Annotated in this window: 14 protein-coding genes; 7 read left to right on the top strand and 7 right to left on the bottom strand. The window is 42.7% G+C overall.

Going from position 1 to position 15,623, the window contains the following annotated elements:
* Positions 1–47: 47 nt before the first annotated feature.
* The 7 genes from AO498_RS00075 to AO498_RS00040 form a co-directional block, all read right to left on the bottom strand.
* Positions 48–1,577: a glycoside hydrolase family 3 protein gene (locus AO498_RS00075; RefSeq protein WP_067541978.1), complete on the bottom strand. Its 1,530-nt coding sequence runs from the start codon at positions 1,575–1,577 to the stop codon at positions 48–50.
* An 83-nt stretch (positions 1,578–1,660) separates the two neighbouring features.
* A complete protein-coding gene (locus AO498_RS00070; RefSeq protein ID WP_067541976.1) occupies positions 1,661–2,923 on the bottom strand; it encodes an MFS transporter in 1,263 nt (420 codons plus the stop codon).
* Positions 2,920–3,399: a GNAT family N-acetyltransferase gene (locus AO498_RS00065; protein WP_067541973.1), complete on the bottom strand. Its 480-nt coding sequence runs from the start codon at positions 3,397–3,399 to the stop codon at positions 2,920–2,922. Before AO498_RS00065 ends, AO498_RS00070 begins: the two co-directional genes overlap by 4 nt.
* Entirely contained in the window at positions 3,396–5,036 is a 1,641-nt protein-coding gene (locus AO498_RS00060) for a glycoside hydrolase family 10-like protein (RefSeq protein ID WP_192842563.1), read from the bottom strand. Before AO498_RS00060 ends, AO498_RS00065 begins: the two co-directional genes overlap by 4 nt.
* A gap of 57 nt (positions 5,037–5,093) precedes the next feature.
* Positions 5,094–5,762 carry an N-acetylmuramoyl-L-alanine amidase gene (locus AO498_RS00055; RefSeq protein ID WP_067541970.1) on the bottom strand — a complete coding sequence of 223 codons (669 nt, stop codon included), beginning with the start codon at positions 5,760–5,762 and terminating at the stop codon, positions 5,094–5,096.
* Positions 5,763–6,135: 373 nt separating this feature from the next.
* Complete coding sequence (locus AO498_RS00045; protein ID WP_067541965.1) at positions 6,136–7,209, bottom strand: Ldh family oxidoreductase; 1,074 nt, start codon at positions 7,207–7,209, stop codon at positions 6,136–6,138.
* 96 nt (positions 7,210–7,305) lie between these two features.
* Positions 7,306–8,247, bottom strand: coding sequence for a Ppx/GppA phosphatase family protein (locus AO498_RS00040; RefSeq protein ID WP_067541962.1), 942 nt, complete (start codon positions 8,245–8,247; stop codon positions 7,306–7,308).
* Positions 8,248–8,442: 195 nt separating this feature from the next.
* Between AO498_RS00040 and AO498_RS00035 the strand changes: the two genes are divergently transcribed.
* The 7 genes from AO498_RS00035 to AO498_RS00005 all read left to right on the top strand — a co-directional run bounded on the left by AO498_RS00035 (position 8,443) and on the right by AO498_RS00005 (position 15,251).
* A complete protein-coding gene (locus AO498_RS00035; RefSeq protein ID WP_067541959.1) occupies positions 8,443–10,026 on the top strand; it encodes an acyl-CoA carboxylase subunit beta in 1,584 nt (527 codons plus the stop codon).
* Between the two features lie 57 nt (positions 10,027–10,083).
* Complete coding sequence (locus AO498_RS00030; protein ID WP_236778619.1) at positions 10,084–10,371, top strand: four helix bundle protein; 288 nt, start codon at positions 10,084–10,086, stop codon at positions 10,369–10,371.
* A 133-nt stretch (positions 10,372–10,504) separates the two neighbouring features.
* Complete coding sequence (locus tag AO498_RS00025; RefSeq protein WP_067541956.1) at positions 10,505–11,581, top strand: M42 family metallopeptidase; 1,077 nt, start codon at positions 10,505–10,507, stop codon at positions 11,579–11,581.
* Positions 11,582–11,662: 81 nt separating this feature from the next.
* Positions 11,663–12,421, top strand: a complete 759-nt coding sequence (locus AO498_RS00020; RefSeq protein ID WP_067541953.1) for an ABC transporter substrate-binding protein — start codon at positions 11,663–11,665, stop codon at positions 12,419–12,421.
* A 114-nt stretch (positions 12,422–12,535) separates the two neighbouring features.
* Positions 12,536–13,888, top strand: coding sequence for a Gfo/Idh/MocA family protein (locus tag AO498_RS00015; RefSeq protein ID WP_067541948.1), 1,353 nt, complete (start codon positions 12,536–12,538; stop codon positions 13,886–13,888).
* Positions 13,889–13,896: 8 nt separating this feature from the next.
* Positions 13,897–14,658, top strand: coding sequence for a 3-keto-disaccharide hydrolase (locus tag AO498_RS00010; RefSeq protein ID WP_067550141.1), 762 nt, complete (start codon positions 13,897–13,899; stop codon positions 14,656–14,658).
* Positions 14,655–15,251 (top strand): 3-keto-disaccharide hydrolase, encoded by a 597-nt coding sequence (locus AO498_RS00005; protein WP_067541945.1) that lies wholly within the window; start codon positions 14,655–14,657, stop codon positions 15,249–15,251. Before AO498_RS00010 ends, AO498_RS00005 begins: the two co-directional genes overlap by 4 nt.
* Positions 15,252–15,623: the final 372 nt, after the last annotated feature.

The raw sequence follows: 15,623 nt of genomic DNA, 5'->3' as shown, positions 1-15,623 counted from the left end.
GTTTATTGAAATAAAAATGAACTAGAAAAATTGAAATTAAGATTCTTTTACTCATATGGAAATTGAAATGGGGTCTTGGCTCCGTAACCCAAAAGTCTAACCACCACCCTCTGCACCTCCTCAAATCCCTGATACCCACAAATTACCGCTTCAAAATCCTCCAACTTTCCCAGATGTTTAAGTGCCAATGGATTTCCAAAATGGATCAAAATGCAAGGCTTGCTTTTCGCCAATTCTTGGATTTCATCCAATACAGTTTGATCCATTCCAAAGCGATTCAAGGGCTTGTGACTGGGGACAAAGACGGCTAAAATCACTTTTTCTGCCTGTTCTATTGAGGTAAAAGGTAAATCCAGTTGCTGGGAAAATTTACTTGAGTTTTGGTTGAGAAATTCATGATAACCCAGCTTTCCGCCTTTTGCCAAAGCCTTGAGTTCTTCCCGATTGATCTCTCCATAAATCACCGAAACGTAGTTTTCAGCGAGTTCCTTTTGGAGTTTTGAGTGGCTTTCCCAATCAAAGGCCGGAACTTCAATAGTCATGGACTCCATCACACCCAAGCGCTTTTTCAGGTCCATTACTTTTCCAAAAACCGCATCGACATCCTCATCTGAGGTATTTTGAGCGATTTTTTCAATGCCTTCCTTCACGTAATCTGAAAAACACAGGATATCACTTCCGGCATGGAAAGCCTGCCATTCGAGTTCGCCGGGCTCGGGATAAAGATTGGCAACCGCTTTCATATTCAGTGCATCGGAGATCACTAGTCCTTTGAAACCCATTTCGCCTTTGAGCAAGTCCGTGATCAGTTCCCGGCTGATACTGGCTGGAATGTCTTTTCCACCTGTCAGGGCAGGAACAGCCAAATGCCCGACCATAATCATTTCCACCCCTCGGTCTATGCCGTATTGAAAGGGGAGAAGTTCCTCAGCTTCAAGCTCTGTTTTGGTTTTGTGCAAAATTGGTAAACCCAAATGCGAGTCCACGGCCGTGTCTCCATGCCCAGGAAAATGCTTTAAACAAGCTCCAATTCCCGCTTTTTTCATCCCAGAATAGGCCGAAAAAGCCAATTTGGCTACTTTCTCCGCTTGATCTCCAAACGAGCGATAGCCAATCACCGGGTTATTGGGATTAGTGTTGACATCGGCACAGGGAGCAAGGTTAAGGTGAATCCCGGATCGCTTCATATCCAAGCCCATGCGATAGCCGACTTCTTCCACCCACTTTTCGGCCTCTTTTTTCAAAGCGCCAAGGGTAATCGCAAATGGATATTGGGGAGTATTTTCCACACGCATCGCTAAGCCATATTCCCCATCGATGCTTATGAGTAGTGGGATTTTGGAAATCGCTTGGTAACGGTTGATGAGACCGATTAGCTTTTCAAAAGTGCCCGAAACGTCCAAAACCTCCGCCCGCATTTCAAAGTTGGCAGCGGCGGAATGACGGCTGTGGAAAAAAGTCAGCCCACCAATTTCCTGCTCTTTGATTAGCGTTTCTATAGCTTGGTAATTTTCTTCAGTATCATGAATAAATGCCGCAGGAGAGAAGCATTGGGCGATTTTTTGGGATTTCTGCATTTGAAAATTGAATAGTTGTAAGGTTGGAAGGTGGTAAAGTATCGTCAACTCATTTCACCACCTCGTAAATCGTAACTCGTAAATCAAGAATTCTTTTTCCCAAATTCCCTCGGATACTTCACCACATACGCCATCACAAATCCCGGAATCGTAGCGATCACCACCCAAACAAAGAAACCTGGATAGCCCAGCCATTGCTGCATGTATCCGCTCAGCATCCCGGGTAGCATCATGCCCATAGCCATAAAACCAGTTGCGAGCGCATAATGGGCGGTTTTGAAAATTCCTTCGGCTAAGAAAATCAGAAAAACCATAAAGGCAGCAAAGCCAAATCCATAGCCCAGTTGCTCGATAAAGACGACAGTGGTTGCAAAAACCACATGCTCAGGTTGGAGCCAAGACAGGAAAATATACCCAATATTCGGTGCATTGATGGCAAAAGCCATGGGTATCATCCACTTGCCCAATCCATCACGGGAAATCAATATTCCTCCCAAAATTCCCCCAGCCAACAAAGCAATTACGCCCAAGGTGCCATAAATAAAGCCTACCTCAGTTGTACTCAAGCCCAATCCTCCTGCTTCTCTGGAGTCCAGGAAAAACGGAGAAGCCATCTTGACCAACTGAGATTCCCCCAGTCGATAAAGCAGGACAAAGCCCAAGGAAAGCCCGATATTTTTTTTGGTGAAAAAGGTGGAAAAGACCTTTCCAAAGCTCGGTTGGTCTTCTTTGGCTACTCTTGCTTCGATGACTTTTGGAGTAGAAAGGTAATTTACGCCCGTCAAGGTGAGCATCAAGGCACCCACTCCGATCATAGTCCAAGACCAAGCTTGTGCTGGATTGCTAAGCTTTTGCTCCAAATTTCCAGCAATGACCACAATCAATCCCTGCCCCGTAATCATACCAACACGATAAAACGTGCTCCGCATTCCCACAAAAAAACTCTGCTGATCGGGTTTCAAAGCGATCAGGTATAGTCCATCTGAAGCGATGTCGTTGGTCGCTGAGGCAAAGGCTCCCATCCAGAAGAAAGCCAAGGTAATCGTAAAAAACTGATCTACTCCCGTAGTCATTCCCACCCCCAAAAAGACCAGTGAAAGGATCAGCTGCATGCTGAGAAACCATTGTTTTTTGTTTCCAAAAAGCTCCAAAATCGGACTCCAGATCGGTTTGATAACCCAAGGCAAATACAAAAAGGAGGTGTACAATCCGATATCAGCATTGGAGATGCCGAGGTTTTTGTACATAATTACTGAAACCGTGATAATGACCACATAAGGCATGGATTCGGTTAGATATAGCGTAGGAACCCAAATCCATGGGTTTTTGGTCGGTTTTTGGGTCATGATTTTCTAAGTAAGTTCTGGTAAATACTGACTTCGGAACCTTCGATAAGTTTTGCGCCCACGGCTTTTTCGTAAAATTCTACTGGGCCTACTCCCCCAATGATGGCGTAGACATAGCCCATTTCCCGAAGAGATTCCAAGGATTTTATCAAAAGGACTTTACCGACGCCTTTTCCCCGCTCGGTTTCTTTCGTCCCTGTTGGACCGAAAAAATTGCGAGCAGTGGATTCGTAGCAGGCAAAGCCTAAGATATCATTTCCCCTCTGGGCGATCCAACAAGAAACTGGCTGTCGAGAAAAAGCAACTTCTACTTCGGATTTCCAATATGCCCCAAACTGCTCCATTACCCATTCGCTGACGAGGTGTTTTTCAGGAGCAATTGCTCTTCGAAACACGATTTTCTCTTTTTCCAACAGTCTCTTTTCTAATTCGGAGACGTCGGGGAGTTCCATCAAGCGAACGAGCATGTCTTTCATGGGCGGGTAGATTTTGGGGTTTGAAAAACCTGAGTTTGTACAATTCGCCCATAATGATCAATCCATCGTATGGCCAAATATTCGGTATTCAAACTCGGTACTTCTAAATATCGGACTCTTGCTCCACCTACCCAAGCCGTATGAATAATTGCTTCATGAAGGGAGTTGAGGTCATTTCCTCCTTGAACCATGGCGTATCGGATGGCTGGATCCAATGGTTTTTCGAGGTTGATTTGGGTTTTTTCAGCTAAGGTTTTTACATCTAAGACAACGGGAATCTCAATTATCGCTGGTGTCTTTGGCTCAAATGAAGGAGGCAAGGTAGGGCGATCATAGACCTCATTTTTCAGTCGCTGCGCAATATCCTGGTTTTTGATAAAGATCGATTTGGCAGAGAAAAATGCATTTCCGTGAATCTGTGGTAAGGTTCGAGCGTAGTTGACTTGGGAATTAAGCTCGGAAGGGTTTTTCCAAGCCTCATCGGAGTCCTCGCGGATTTTGTAGGGTCCATTACCAATGTACACAGGGATACCAAAATTGTTGTTGGACCACCAATCGGCAAGTTTACGATGAGAAGCCAATCGATGCTCCATGCTCCAATAGAGTTGAGGAATTAGGTAGTCGATCCATTTGTTTTTCATCCAAAGCAAGACATCTGCATAAAGGTCATCGTAATTGGTCTGCCCCGCCTGGGTAGGTGATCCTTTCGGGTCTTTGTTCTGATTTCTCCATACTCCAAATGGAGAGATTCCGAACTGCACCCAAGGTTTCAAATCCTTGATTGTGAAGTGGAGGGCTTGGATTAGCTCGTTGACATTTTGCCTCCGCCAATCATCAATCGATTGTCCTGATTTGCGGTACTTTTGAAAACTTTTTTGATCAGGAAAATCCTGTTTGGGCTCCTTGTAGGGATAGAAATAGTCGTCAAAATGAATGGCATCGATGTCGTAGTTGGTAACCACTTCTTTGATGATGGCCAAAAGATGGTTTTTTACCTCGGGTAGTCCTGGATCGTAATACCATTTGGTACCATATTTCAGCATCCACTCCCGGTGTTTGAAAAAATCATGGTCCTGGCTCAGTTCCTCGGTTTTCAAATCCATCGTAGCGCGATAGGGATTCAGCCAAGCGTGAAATTCCAGTCCCCGGTTATGTGCCTCTTTGATCATCCAAGTCAGTGGGTTTTCTTGCGATGCAGGAGCCTTGCCCTGTTTTCCGGTCAGGTATTTTGACCAAGGAGCGTAATTGCTCGGATAGAAAGCATCACCTGCAGTGCGGATTTGGACAATGACAGCGTTAAAATTTAGGTTTTTATAATAATCCAATAGCTTGAGGAATTCACCTTTTTGAACTTCCCATGGAGAATCTGGGGAAACAGGCCAGTCTATATTAGCGACGGTGGCGATCCACACCCCCCGAAATTCTCGAGGAATATCTGGCATTTGATAGCTTAAAGGCTTGAGCGTAACTGCAGGTAGTGTTTTGGTAGGAAGTGTTTCGCTGGTTTTAGGGGGAATCGTAGAGGTTGATGTACTTGGTCTTTTTGAAGTGGTAACAACTGGCTTTTTGGACTTACATGCCCCAAATAAAAGAATGCTGATTAGGAAAAGGCAAAAGAGTCTTGGGATGGAATTCATCTGTTGAATTTTAATTGGGTTTGACAATGGCATTTTGATCAATAAAGAGGCCGATAATCAAAGCTTAGGAACTGGCTTAAGGTTAAGGTCTGCCAATTTTTTTCGAAGCTGATTCATGAATTTATCTCCGGGATCGGTTTTGATGGTTCTATAGTTTGGATCTGCCTCTTTCCATAAATCAGTCCCTTGGAAATTTTGATATTCATGATGTCCGATGACATACTCGATGGGGTATTTTCGCTTGAGGTACCGAATGAGTTTTTCATTGGCTTCCAATTGAGCTTTGGTGAGGGGCATGTCGTTACTACCGACATTTTCGATGCCGATGGCCAAATAATTTAAGCCAATCACGTGCCGTGCAAAGGTGGTGTCGGGTAAAAGTCGAAATACGGTTCCGTCTCTATCAATCAAAAATTGACTGGAAACATTTAGGTTACTAGCTCCCGTCAAATCGGCTCTTCCTCCTAAAGTTGAGGGATTGAAAACGTCAAAGGTCACTTCTATTGAAGGCACAGCTGTCCAATGAACGACCACCATTTTCGGTTCGATCGTGGCGTTGTTTTTTTCTAAGCCGTGTCGGTCTTTCAGGTATTGGATGGAAAGTTGTTCTCGTTCGGCATTCCAAGTGATAGGTTTGTCGATGATGCGGAAGGTAGCTTTGGGGCTACAGGAAAACAGGCTAACGCCCAATAAAAGGGCTAGGATATTAAGGGAACTTCTATTCATTTTCTTCCAGTTTGGGCTTGGGGCAAATTCAAGACTAAACTAGGCAGAAAAAGGGAAAATGAGGCTTTTGGCTGAGAGGGAAATAAAAAAGGAAGGGTTATTCTCTTTTCTTGATCTGAAAAATGGTCTTGTCCATTCGAGACGGATTATCCAAATCGTATTCGCAGGCAATGCTAATCAACATTTGATAAACCCGAAGTCGCTCTTGCCAAGTTGTGTTTTGATAGGCTTTCCCATAATTAACCTGTTTGGAGGCATTTCTGGCTTAGAAAGCAGTTCGGTCAAGTCGGAATTTTTTCGGGGAATCGCTCATGATTTGAAGTTAGAAAATTCGTGCTAAAGAAATCCGAATTCTGAAATCCGAAATCTGAAATCAAAACTTCACCCCAAACCTTTCACCCAATTGTGTTAAATCTTTCACAACTGGATCAAGCAAAGGAATGCCATCCGTTCTTCGAATTGCTTCCAATTCCCGCTCCGGATCTCCTGGAATTAAAACTTTTTCGTTTCCTGGAGTAGGTTCTGCTGAGCGGAATCGACGAATCCAATTGTCCATATGAGATTTGAATTCATCGGCAGGTCGGAACGCATCCACACGCATCGCACCAAAAAAATGACCAATTCCTTCACCAACCAAGTTGGGAAGAGGATCAAGGAATGCCACAAATGGAGGTACCCAAGGTCCATAATTTGCCCCGGAAAGCACCGCTGAGAAAATGTCCACGATTGCACCGAGTGCATAGCCTTTGTGTGAACCGTGCTCCCGATCTCCGCCAAGAGGAAGCAAGGCGCCGCCGTCTTTCACCCCGTTTGCGGAAGTGGTAGGGTTTCCATCTCGATCTTGAACCCAGCCCGTTGGAGTATCCAAACCTTTGCGCTGAAGAATTTCCAGTTTCCCATTGGCAGCTGTAGTCGTGGCCATATCGGCAACAAATGCAGGCTCTTCATTCGCTGGAATTGCTACGGAAATGGGGTTGGTGCCTAGTAGTCTTTCTTTGGAAAAAGTTGGGGATACCAAAGGACTAGCATTGGTCAATGAAATCCCAATCATGTCATGTTCCAATGCCATCATTGCATGGTAGCCTGCGATGCCATAATGGTTGGAGTTTTTTACCGAAACCCAGCCAGTTCCCACATTTTTGGCTTTTTCAATAGCAACCTTCATGGCAAAAGGAGCCACAACTAGACCCAATCCACTGTCCCCATCGACCACGGCGGTAGAAGGAGTTTCATAGGTTACTCGGACGTTTGGAGTGGCATTAATTCTCCCTTTTTCCCACAATCTCACATAGCCGCTAAGTCTTGCCACTCCATGACTGTCCACTCCGCGCAAGTCCGCCGAAAGCAATACTTCGGTGGCGATTTTGGCATCAGACTCCGGACAGCCGATTTTGGTTAGCATGTCATAGGTGAAACGGTACAGGTGATCGTAGGAGAAATTTTGCATGAAATTATGAAATCAAGTGTCTGAAGTTAAAGAATGAACTTTTCTTCGAGAGAATCTAAAGTAGTATTGGTTATAAACCCTTTAATCTGCCTAGGGCTAAGCGGTGACTTTTCCTGTAAGCAATCTGGAAACTGCTCCTTCTTTTAGGGAATAATGAGAGCAGATCATCGAGTTGACAGGGACATATCTCAAGATAAACTCAATTAAGCAGCTGGCGACCACAATCATGTCTACCCGCATGGCAATCATTCCCGGTATTTTTAAGCGCTCCTCCCGATTTTTTGATTTCAGCAAAGTGAAAATCCGTTGGAATTCACTAGTCGGTAACTCAAACACGTGCTGCCCGGTGAGCTTGCATTGGAGCATAGATTCGTAATAGATGTCTGTCAGGGTATCAAAGGTGCCTGATGCCCCTACTAAGCTGGTTGGCTTATATTTTTCGATTGCTTCCAAAAGCGGTTGGAGTTTTTCACCACAATACGATTCCAGCTTTTCTACCTCTTCAGGTAAAATCGGATCATGGTAATGAAAAGCATCGAGCAGTCGCTGGCCTCCAATTTCAAAGCTTCTTTTCCAAAAAACTTCTGTGGAGGTTCCAATGATAAATTCCACGGAGCCACCTCCGATATCCATCATTAAGTTGACATGTCCATTGAGTGAACCGGAAAGATTGATTCCTTCATAGATCAATTGTGCTTCTTCTTCACCAGAAATCACATGAATTTCAATGCCGATATCCTCTTTCACTTTCTGAACAAAGGCAGGGCCGTTTTCTGCATTTCGAACTGCTGAGGTCGCAAATGCAAAAACCTGATCAATGCCTTCACCATCAATCAGGTTTTTGAAATGTTTGAGTGTATGAAAAGCCCGTTTCTGGGCATCTTCCGCAAGTTGATTTTGGCTAATACCGCCCTGACCGAGTTTAACGGGAATCTTTTCTTTATAAATTGTTCTAAAACCGACCCCATTGAGTTCTACCAATAACAAGTGAAATGTATTGGTCCCCATGTCGATCACCGCAGCCTTTCTGGTACTCATAATCTGCCAAAATTTTTGGATGGGCGAATATAGAAAGTTTTTGAAAAGTTCAAGGTTCGTACTAATAATCAGGATGAAAAGAAATTGACCATAGGTAATTACACCTTTTGATATGTCAATTTTTCAAACTTCTCAAATTTCAATTTTCCAATTGGGCCAAGGGGCTATATTTGGTGAAGAATAAAAATCCCGAATATGACTGATCCCAAAAATCCTTTGTATACCCTTCCGAGTAATGCTGAAAAAATTGAACTATTGGCTAAGAAAAATGCTGAAGCAGAACTTGGAGGAGGAAAAGCCCGCATTGAATCCCAGCATAAAAAAGGGAAACTAACCGCTAGAGAGCGAATTGATTTGTTGCTAGACGAAGGCACATTTGAGGAAATTGACAAGTTTGTGATGCACCGTGCCAAGGACTTTGGTCTGGATAAGGAGCATTACCTCGGCGATGGAGTAATTACAGGTTATGGTGAAATCAATGGTCGATTGGTCTACGTTTTCTCTCAGGACTTTACGGTTTTTGGAGGCTCACTTTCTGAAACTCATGCTGAAAAGATTTGTAAGATCATGGATTTGGCTATGAAAAATGGGGCTCCTCTGATTGGTCTTAATGACTCTGGCGGCGCTCGAATTCAAGAAGGTGTCAATTCACTCGGAGGCTATGCGGATATCTTTTATCGTAACACCTTGGCCTCTGGAGTCATTCCTCAAATCTCTGCCATCATGGGGCCTTGCGCAGGTGGAGCGGTATATTCCCCAGCGATTACGGACTTTATCTTGATGGTAGAAAATACCTCCTACATGTTCGTGACTGGACCTAATGTGGTGAAAACGGTGACTCAAGAAAATGTCACTGCAGAAGAACTTGGAGGAGCATCAACTCATAGTACCAAGTCTGGTGTGACTCATTTTGCTTGTGCTAATGAAGTGGAGGCAATACGCCACATTAAGCGCTTACTGAGTTACATTCCTCAGAACTGCGAGGATCAAGCTCCGGTGTATCCGTATGAATTAAAGAAAGATGAGTCCAGAAAAGCCTTGGATTCCATCATTCCCGAGAATCCAAATCACCCTTACGACATGCGTGATGTGGTGAGGGGTATCGTCGATGAGGAGTCCTTCCTGGAGGTTCATGAAAATTACGCAGATAATATTGTGGTGGGCTTTGCTCGTATTGCAGGCCGTAGTATTGGAATTGTTGGAAATCAGCCTCAATCCATGGCGGGAGTATTGGATAATCATGCCTCAATTAAAGCTGCCCGATTTGTACGTTTTTGCGATAGCTTTAATGTGCCTTTGTTGGTATTGGTGGATGTTCCTGGATTTTTACCGGGGACAGATCAAGAGTGGAATGGTATTATCACTAATGGGGCGAAATTATTATATTCATTCTCAGAGGCTACAGTTCCAAGAATTACCGTGATCACCCGAAAAGCGTATGGCGGTGCTTATGACGTGATGAATTCCAAACATATCGGAGCAGATATGAACTATGCCTGGCCTACTGCGGAAATCGCTGTAATGGGAGCAAAAGGCGCTGCGGAAATCATTTTCAAAAAAGAAATTGCTGAAGCTGAAAATCAGGAAGCCAAACTCCAGGAGAAAGTGGATGAATACACCGCGAAGTTTGCCAATCCCTATCGGGCAGCCCATCGTGGCTTTATTGATGAAGTCATTGTGCCTTCAGACACTCGAATCAAATTGATCAAAGCCTTTAAAATGCTCGAAAATAAGGTAGATAAACTGCCAAGAAAAAAGCACGGGAATATTCCGTTGTAAGGAAAAAGTAATTGGTTATTGAGTTACTGGTTAATTTTAATTAAACCTAAGATTGTCGTGAGCATAAGGACTTTTGAGGACTTTGAAGTTTGGAAAAAAGGGAGGGAAGTCAGACTTTTCGTCCAAAAGGTGGTTAAAAATTTTCCTCCTGAGGAAAAATATGCCCTAGCAATACAGATACGAAAATCCTCTAGATCGATCACCAATAACATTGCCGAAGGATATGGAAGGTTTTTCTATCAAGAAAATATCCAGTTCTGTCGTATCTCGAGAGGATCTCTATCCGAAAGCCTAGACCATATGATTGTGGCTTTTGATGAAGGGTATATCTCAGAGTCAAATTGAAAGACTTCAGAGAACTCCATGATGACTGTCTGAAGCTTATGAACGGGTACATTAATTATTTGAAAAAAGTAAAATCAGGTTCCCTAAACCAATAACCTAATAACCAATAACACGATCTCAGAAATTTGACCTTATGAATAAATTTGAAAACGAAACCCATTTTCTAAAAACTTATCTCAACAATGCCTCACCCACCGGCTTTGAGGCTTCGGGTCAGCAGATTTGGCTCGATTACATCAAACCATTTGTTGATACCTATTTTACCGATAACTACGGCACGGCTGTTGGAGTAATCAATCCTGAGACTGATTACAAAGTTGTCATCGAAGCACATGCAGACGAAATCAGCTGGTTTGTTAACTACATCAAGGATGACGGTTATATCTATGTCCGTAGAAATGGAGGGTCGGATCACATGATTGCTCCTTCAATGCGGGTAAATATTCACACCGATAAAGGCATTATACCGGGTGTTTTTGGTTGGCCAGCTATCCATGTGCGCAAGGATGGGAAAGAAGATACCCCAACCTTAGACAATATTTTTATCGATGTGGGAGCTCGTTCTAAAGCTGAGGTGGAGGAATTGGGAATTCATGTCGGATGTGTGATTACTTTCCAAGATGAATTAATCGAACTCAATGGGAAATTTTGGTCAGGTAGAGCACTTGATAATCGAATTGGAGGTTATATGATCGCTCAAGTAGCCAAAAAGATCAAAGATGCAGGGAAAAAGTTGCCATTTGGACTCTACGTTGTTAATGCAGTTCAGGAGGAAATCGGTCTACGAGGCGCCGAGATGATCGCACACCGAATCAAACCTAATATGGCGATCATCACGGATGTTTGCCATGATACCACAGCACCTTTATATAATAAGGTGACAAGTGGGGATCAAACTGCTGGAAAAGGTCCTGTCTTAACCTATGGGGCTTCGGTTCATAAAAAATTGCTCGATTTGATAATTGCGACTGCTCGACAGCATGAGATTCCTTTTCAACGAGCTGCTGCCTCAAGAAGCACGGGTACAGATACGGATGCATTTGCCTATTCCAATGAAGGGGTGCCATCGGCTTTGATTTCACTTCCATTAAAATACATGCATACTACAGTGGAGATGGCAAGCAAACAGGATATCGAGCAAGTCATCGATTTGATGTATGCATTCTTGGTGGATTTCGATCCAAGCTTTGATTTTAGATATATCAGTTAATGGTGGATTGGTTATTAGTTAATTAGGTTGGGATAAATTTTCGATTTCGCCATTAACTAATAACCAATAACTTTTTTGCCAATGGAATTCAAGGATCAACTCCAACGGAAAATTTTTCTACCCAAAACTCCCGAGAGGATCATTTCTTTGGTGCCTTCTCAAACAGAGCTCTTGGTGGATTTAGGCTTGGAGGATAGAATTGTTGGGGTTACAAAGTTTTGTGTTCATCCCAATCACCTAAGAAAATGTAAAGCTATCGTTGGTGGGACGAAGAATTATCGATTTGATGTGGTTGATGCTCTCCAGCCGGATTTGATCATTGGGAATAAAGAAGAAAATGACAAAGAGGGGATGGATCAATTATCTGAAAAGTATCCGGTTTGGATGAGTGATATATTTACTTTGGAAGACGCTTTTCAGATGATTCGCCAAATCGCAAAGATGACAAATACCTCCGACCAAGGCGAAAGGGTGATTCAGCGGATTAATGATTCATTTCAATGCCCAGTTCCGTTTAAGGGAACCTGTTTATATCTCATTTGGAATGACCCAATAATGGTGGCTGGCAAAGACACCTTTATCGATTTCATGCTAGAAAAAGCTGGATTTAAAAATTTGGCGAAGGGTTCGAGATATCCTGTTTTGAATTTGGAAGATGTAATCCTATTAAATCCTGATTTTGTCCTCTTGAGTTCTGAGCCATATCCTTTTAAAGAAAATCACCTGCTTTATTTTAAGTCAATTTTGCCCGAGTCGCAGATTCGATTAGTAAATGGGGAGTTATTTTCATGGTATGGAAGTAGGCTGGTTCAATCTGCAGCATATTTTCAAGGATTATAGCGGGAAATCATAAAGGAAATCGATTTCTAATTGCAAAAAATACATTTATAGCTAGGCACTTTTTTAAAAAATTCAATTAACTTTTCGACTCTAACAATTTATCGAAGCTTTCAAATGAAGAATAACCGTAGAGGCTTTCTCAAAAAACTGGGAATGACTACAGGGGCGGCGGCTTTGGCTCCAGCCCTAATGGCCGATGCAAAAGCTGGTCAAGTGGAGTACCTCAATCGATTTGAGGAGTATTCTGCTGACAAGCCTATCCGACTTGCGTTAATTGGCGCGGGTATTATGGGTACAGAAGATACCAATACTGCGCTACAGCATGCCAATGTTTCACTTGTCGCCGTTTGTGATTTGTACGATGGGAGGTTGGAATCTGCCAAGAAGAAATGGGGAGACCATCTTTTCCTGACTAAGGATCATAAAGAAATTTTGAAAAGATCAGATGTGGACGCCGTCATTATTGGTACTCCTGATTCTTGGCATAAGCAAATTTCAATCGACGCACTAAATGCAGGTAAGCACGTGTATTGTGAAAAACCAATGGTGCATTCGGTAAAAGAAGGTCAGGAAGTGATTGATGCATGGAAGAAGTCTGGAAAGGTTATGGTGGTTGGTTCTCAGGGGATTTCCTCTTTGGGAAATGAAAAAGCAAGAGAACTGTTGGCTGCAGGTGCGATTGGGGATATTGTTTATGCAGAAGGGTTTTGGGCCAGAATGTCCCCAGAAGGGGCATGGCAATACAATGTTCCAACTGATGGTAATGAGAAAACAGTGGATTGGAAGCGATACATCTCTAATACCACCCAAAGGGATTGGGATCCTTTACGTTTTTTCAGGTGGAGAAATTACCTTGATTATGGAACAGGGATGTCGGGAGATTTATTTGTTCACCTTTTTACAAGTTTGCATTTTATCACCAATTCAAAAGGCCCAAGTAAAATTGCTTCATTGGGAGGATTGAGATATTGGAAGGATGGACGAGAGGTTCCAGATGTTTTATTAGGTAGCTTTGATTATCCAGAGACTCCTGAGCACCCTGGATTCAATCTTTCCCTTAGATGCAATTTTGTTGACGGTACTTCAGGAACCACCTATTTAAGAATCGTGGGAACAAAAGGTTCAATGGATGTGAAGTGGGAGGAAGTTGTGGTGAAATTGAACTCAAATGCTGAAAGCGATGATCCATTTATGCAAGAACAAGCTAAATTGAGGGCTGCTTCTGGAGAAGAAGAAAGGGCAAAAATTCTACCGCCAAGAGAAATGTCTTACAAGGCGGAGCGTTCTTGGAAAGGTGCGCATTATGATCATTTCGGAAATTGGTTCAGAGCAATCCGTACAGGAGGCACAGTTGCAGAGGATCCAATTTTCGGATTCCGTGCCGCAGCTCCGGCGCTATTGTGTAATGACAGCTATTTCCAAGATAAGTTTATCAAATGGGATCCCGTAACTATGAAATTGATTTAATTAGAATAATGAAAAAAAACTATCTGATTTGGGCCATTGTACTAGGAATTGGATTTTCCTGTAGCCCAAAAGAAACTGAAAATTCCACTGAGGAGGTGGTGGAAGCAGTAATCATCGATAATTCTTTGACTGAAGAGGAAAAGGCGGCCGGATGGATGCTTTTATTTGATGGTACTTCCATGGATGGATGGAGGGCTTTCAATGGTGATACTACTCCCTCCAATTGGATTATTGAAGATGGAGCCATGAAAGGTCTTGGTGCGACAGGGGGTGAAGACTTTGGAGGGGATATCGTTTTTGGTCCGATGGAATTCGAGGAATTTGAAATGGAGTTTACTTGGAAAATTTCTCCAGGAGGAAATTCCGGGGTCTTTTATCATGTGGTAGAAGGTCCAGAATACAAAGCTCCTTATTATACAGGACCAGAATACCAAGTAATTGATCAATTGGGTTTTGCTCAGCCTTTAGAAAAATGGCAATCCTTAGGTGCAGATTATGCCATGTATGAGCCTGATTTCGAAGGCGTGGTTAAGGAAGCTGGCGAATGGAATACTTCCAAAATTATATTTTCACTAGAAGGAGCAAGCTATTGGCTGAATGGTAAGAAAACGGTAGAGTTTATACCCTACTCTGAAGATTGGACTGCTAAAAGGAATTCTGGAAAATGGAATGATTTCCCTGATTACAAAATTGCTCGAAAAGGATTAATTGCCCTGCAAGATCATGGTGATCCTGTTTGGTTTAAAAATATTAAAATTAGACCCCTATGAAAAAAATAGCATTGATCGCTGTACTAATGGTGATCGCACAAGTTTCTTTTGCTCAGAAAAAAGAAAAATTATTTAACGGCAAGGACCTTTCAGGTTGGATAATTTATGGTACTGAAAAGTGGTATGTCGAAGATGGATTGTTGGTTTCCGAAAGCGGCCCTGATAAAGGATATGGTTATTTAGGTACTGAGGAGAATTACCAAGATTTTGAAATTGAGCTAGAATTTAAGCAAGAGGCCAATGGAAACAGCGGTGTTTTCATTCGTTCCACTGTAGATGGAACAAAAGTTTCTGGATGGCAGGTTGAAGTAGCTCCTCCGGGAAGTGATACTGGTGGTATTTATGAATCCTATGGAAGAGGCTGGTTGATTAAGCCCGATCCAGAAAAAGATAAAGCCTTGAAGTTTGGAGATTGGAATAAAATGAAGATTGTGGTAGAAGGAGATAATGTCACCTCCTATGTCAATGGAGTGGAAATGGTTAACTTCTCCGATGAAAAAATAGGCCAAGGAAAAGGCGGAGTCCTACTTCAGATTCATGATGGTGGAGGTATTAAGGTCTATTGGCGAAATATTGTTTTGAAAAAACTTTAATAATCAGAATTTAAATAATTTCTAGCCCTATGAATATCCTTCATAGGGCTTTTTTATTTGGCTAATTTTTTTTCTTATCATATTCAGGTAGTTACGGGAAATGGGTAATTTTTTCTGGTTTGGGTGTTGTTCTGGAGAAAAAACCTCGGATATTTGCACTCCCAAACGACGCGAACGGCGGAAAGAAGGGGATTAAAAAGAGGGGGATTAAGAGAGTTTCAGTGGAGTATGATGAGTTGAAACAGGAAGCAAGAAGAGGTTGAAAAAATAATTTTCAAATTTCTCTTGCGGAGAGAAAAAAGCTTCTTACCTTTGCAACCCTGTTCGGAAGGAATAGGGAATAAAAAACGGGAAACGAGTGCGGAAGCGCGG

Origin of the sequence: Algoriphagus sanaruensis (assembly GCF_001593605.1) — a bacterium.
In the GTDB taxonomy this organism is placed as follows: domain Bacteria; phylum Bacteroidota; class Bacteroidia; order Cytophagales; family Cyclobacteriaceae; genus Algoriphagus; species Algoriphagus sanaruensis.
Note: the sequence above shows the minus strand (reverse complement) of the source record. Positions and strands in the feature narration are given on the sequence as shown.

Excerpts from the sequence above, each read along its gene's own strand:
- AO498_RS00075 (WP_067541978.1), bottom strand. The coding sequence starts at position 1,577 with ATGCAGAAATCCCAAAAAATCGCCCAATGCTTCTCTCCTGCGGCATTT.
- AO498_RS00070 (WP_067541976.1), bottom strand. The coding sequence starts at position 2,923 with ATGACCCAAAAACCGACCAAAAACCCATGGATTTGGGTTCCTACGCTA.
- AO498_RS00065 (WP_067541973.1), bottom strand. The coding sequence starts at position 3,399 with ATGAAAGACATGCTCGTTCGCTTGATGGAACTCCCCGACGTCTCCGAA.
- AO498_RS00060 (WP_192842563.1), bottom strand. The coding sequence starts at position 5,036 with ATGAATTCCATCCCAAGACTCTTTTGCCTTTTCCTAATCAGCATTCTT.
- AO498_RS00055 (WP_067541970.1), bottom strand. The coding sequence starts at position 5,762 with ATGAATAGAAGTTCCCTTAATATCCTAGCCCTTTTATTGGGCGTTAGC.
- AO498_RS00045 (WP_067541965.1), bottom strand. The coding sequence starts at position 7,209 with ATGCAAAATTTCTCCTACGATCACCTGTACCGTTTCACCTATGACATG.
- AO498_RS00040 (WP_067541962.1), bottom strand. The coding sequence starts at position 8,247 with ATGAGTACCAGAAAGGCTGCGGTGATCGACATGGGGACCAATACATTT.
- AO498_RS00035 (WP_067541959.1), top strand. The coding sequence starts at position 8,443 with ATGACTGATCCCAAAAATCCTTTGTATACCCTTCCGAGTAATGCTGAA.
- AO498_RS00025 (WP_067541956.1), top strand. The coding sequence starts at position 10,505 with ATGAATAAATTTGAAAACGAAACCCATTTTCTAAAAACTTATCTCAAC.
- AO498_RS00020 (WP_067541953.1), top strand. The coding sequence starts at position 11,663 with ATGGAATTCAAGGATCAACTCCAACGGAAAATTTTTCTACCCAAAACT.
- AO498_RS00015 (WP_067541948.1), top strand. The coding sequence starts at position 12,536 with ATGAAGAATAACCGTAGAGGCTTTCTCAAAAAACTGGGAATGACTACA.
- AO498_RS00010 (WP_067550141.1), top strand. The coding sequence starts at position 13,897 with ATGAAAAAAAACTATCTGATTTGGGCCATTGTACTAGGAATTGGATTT.
- AO498_RS00005 (WP_067541945.1), top strand. The coding sequence starts at position 14,655 with ATGAAAAAAATAGCATTGATCGCTGTACTAATGGTGATCGCACAAGTT.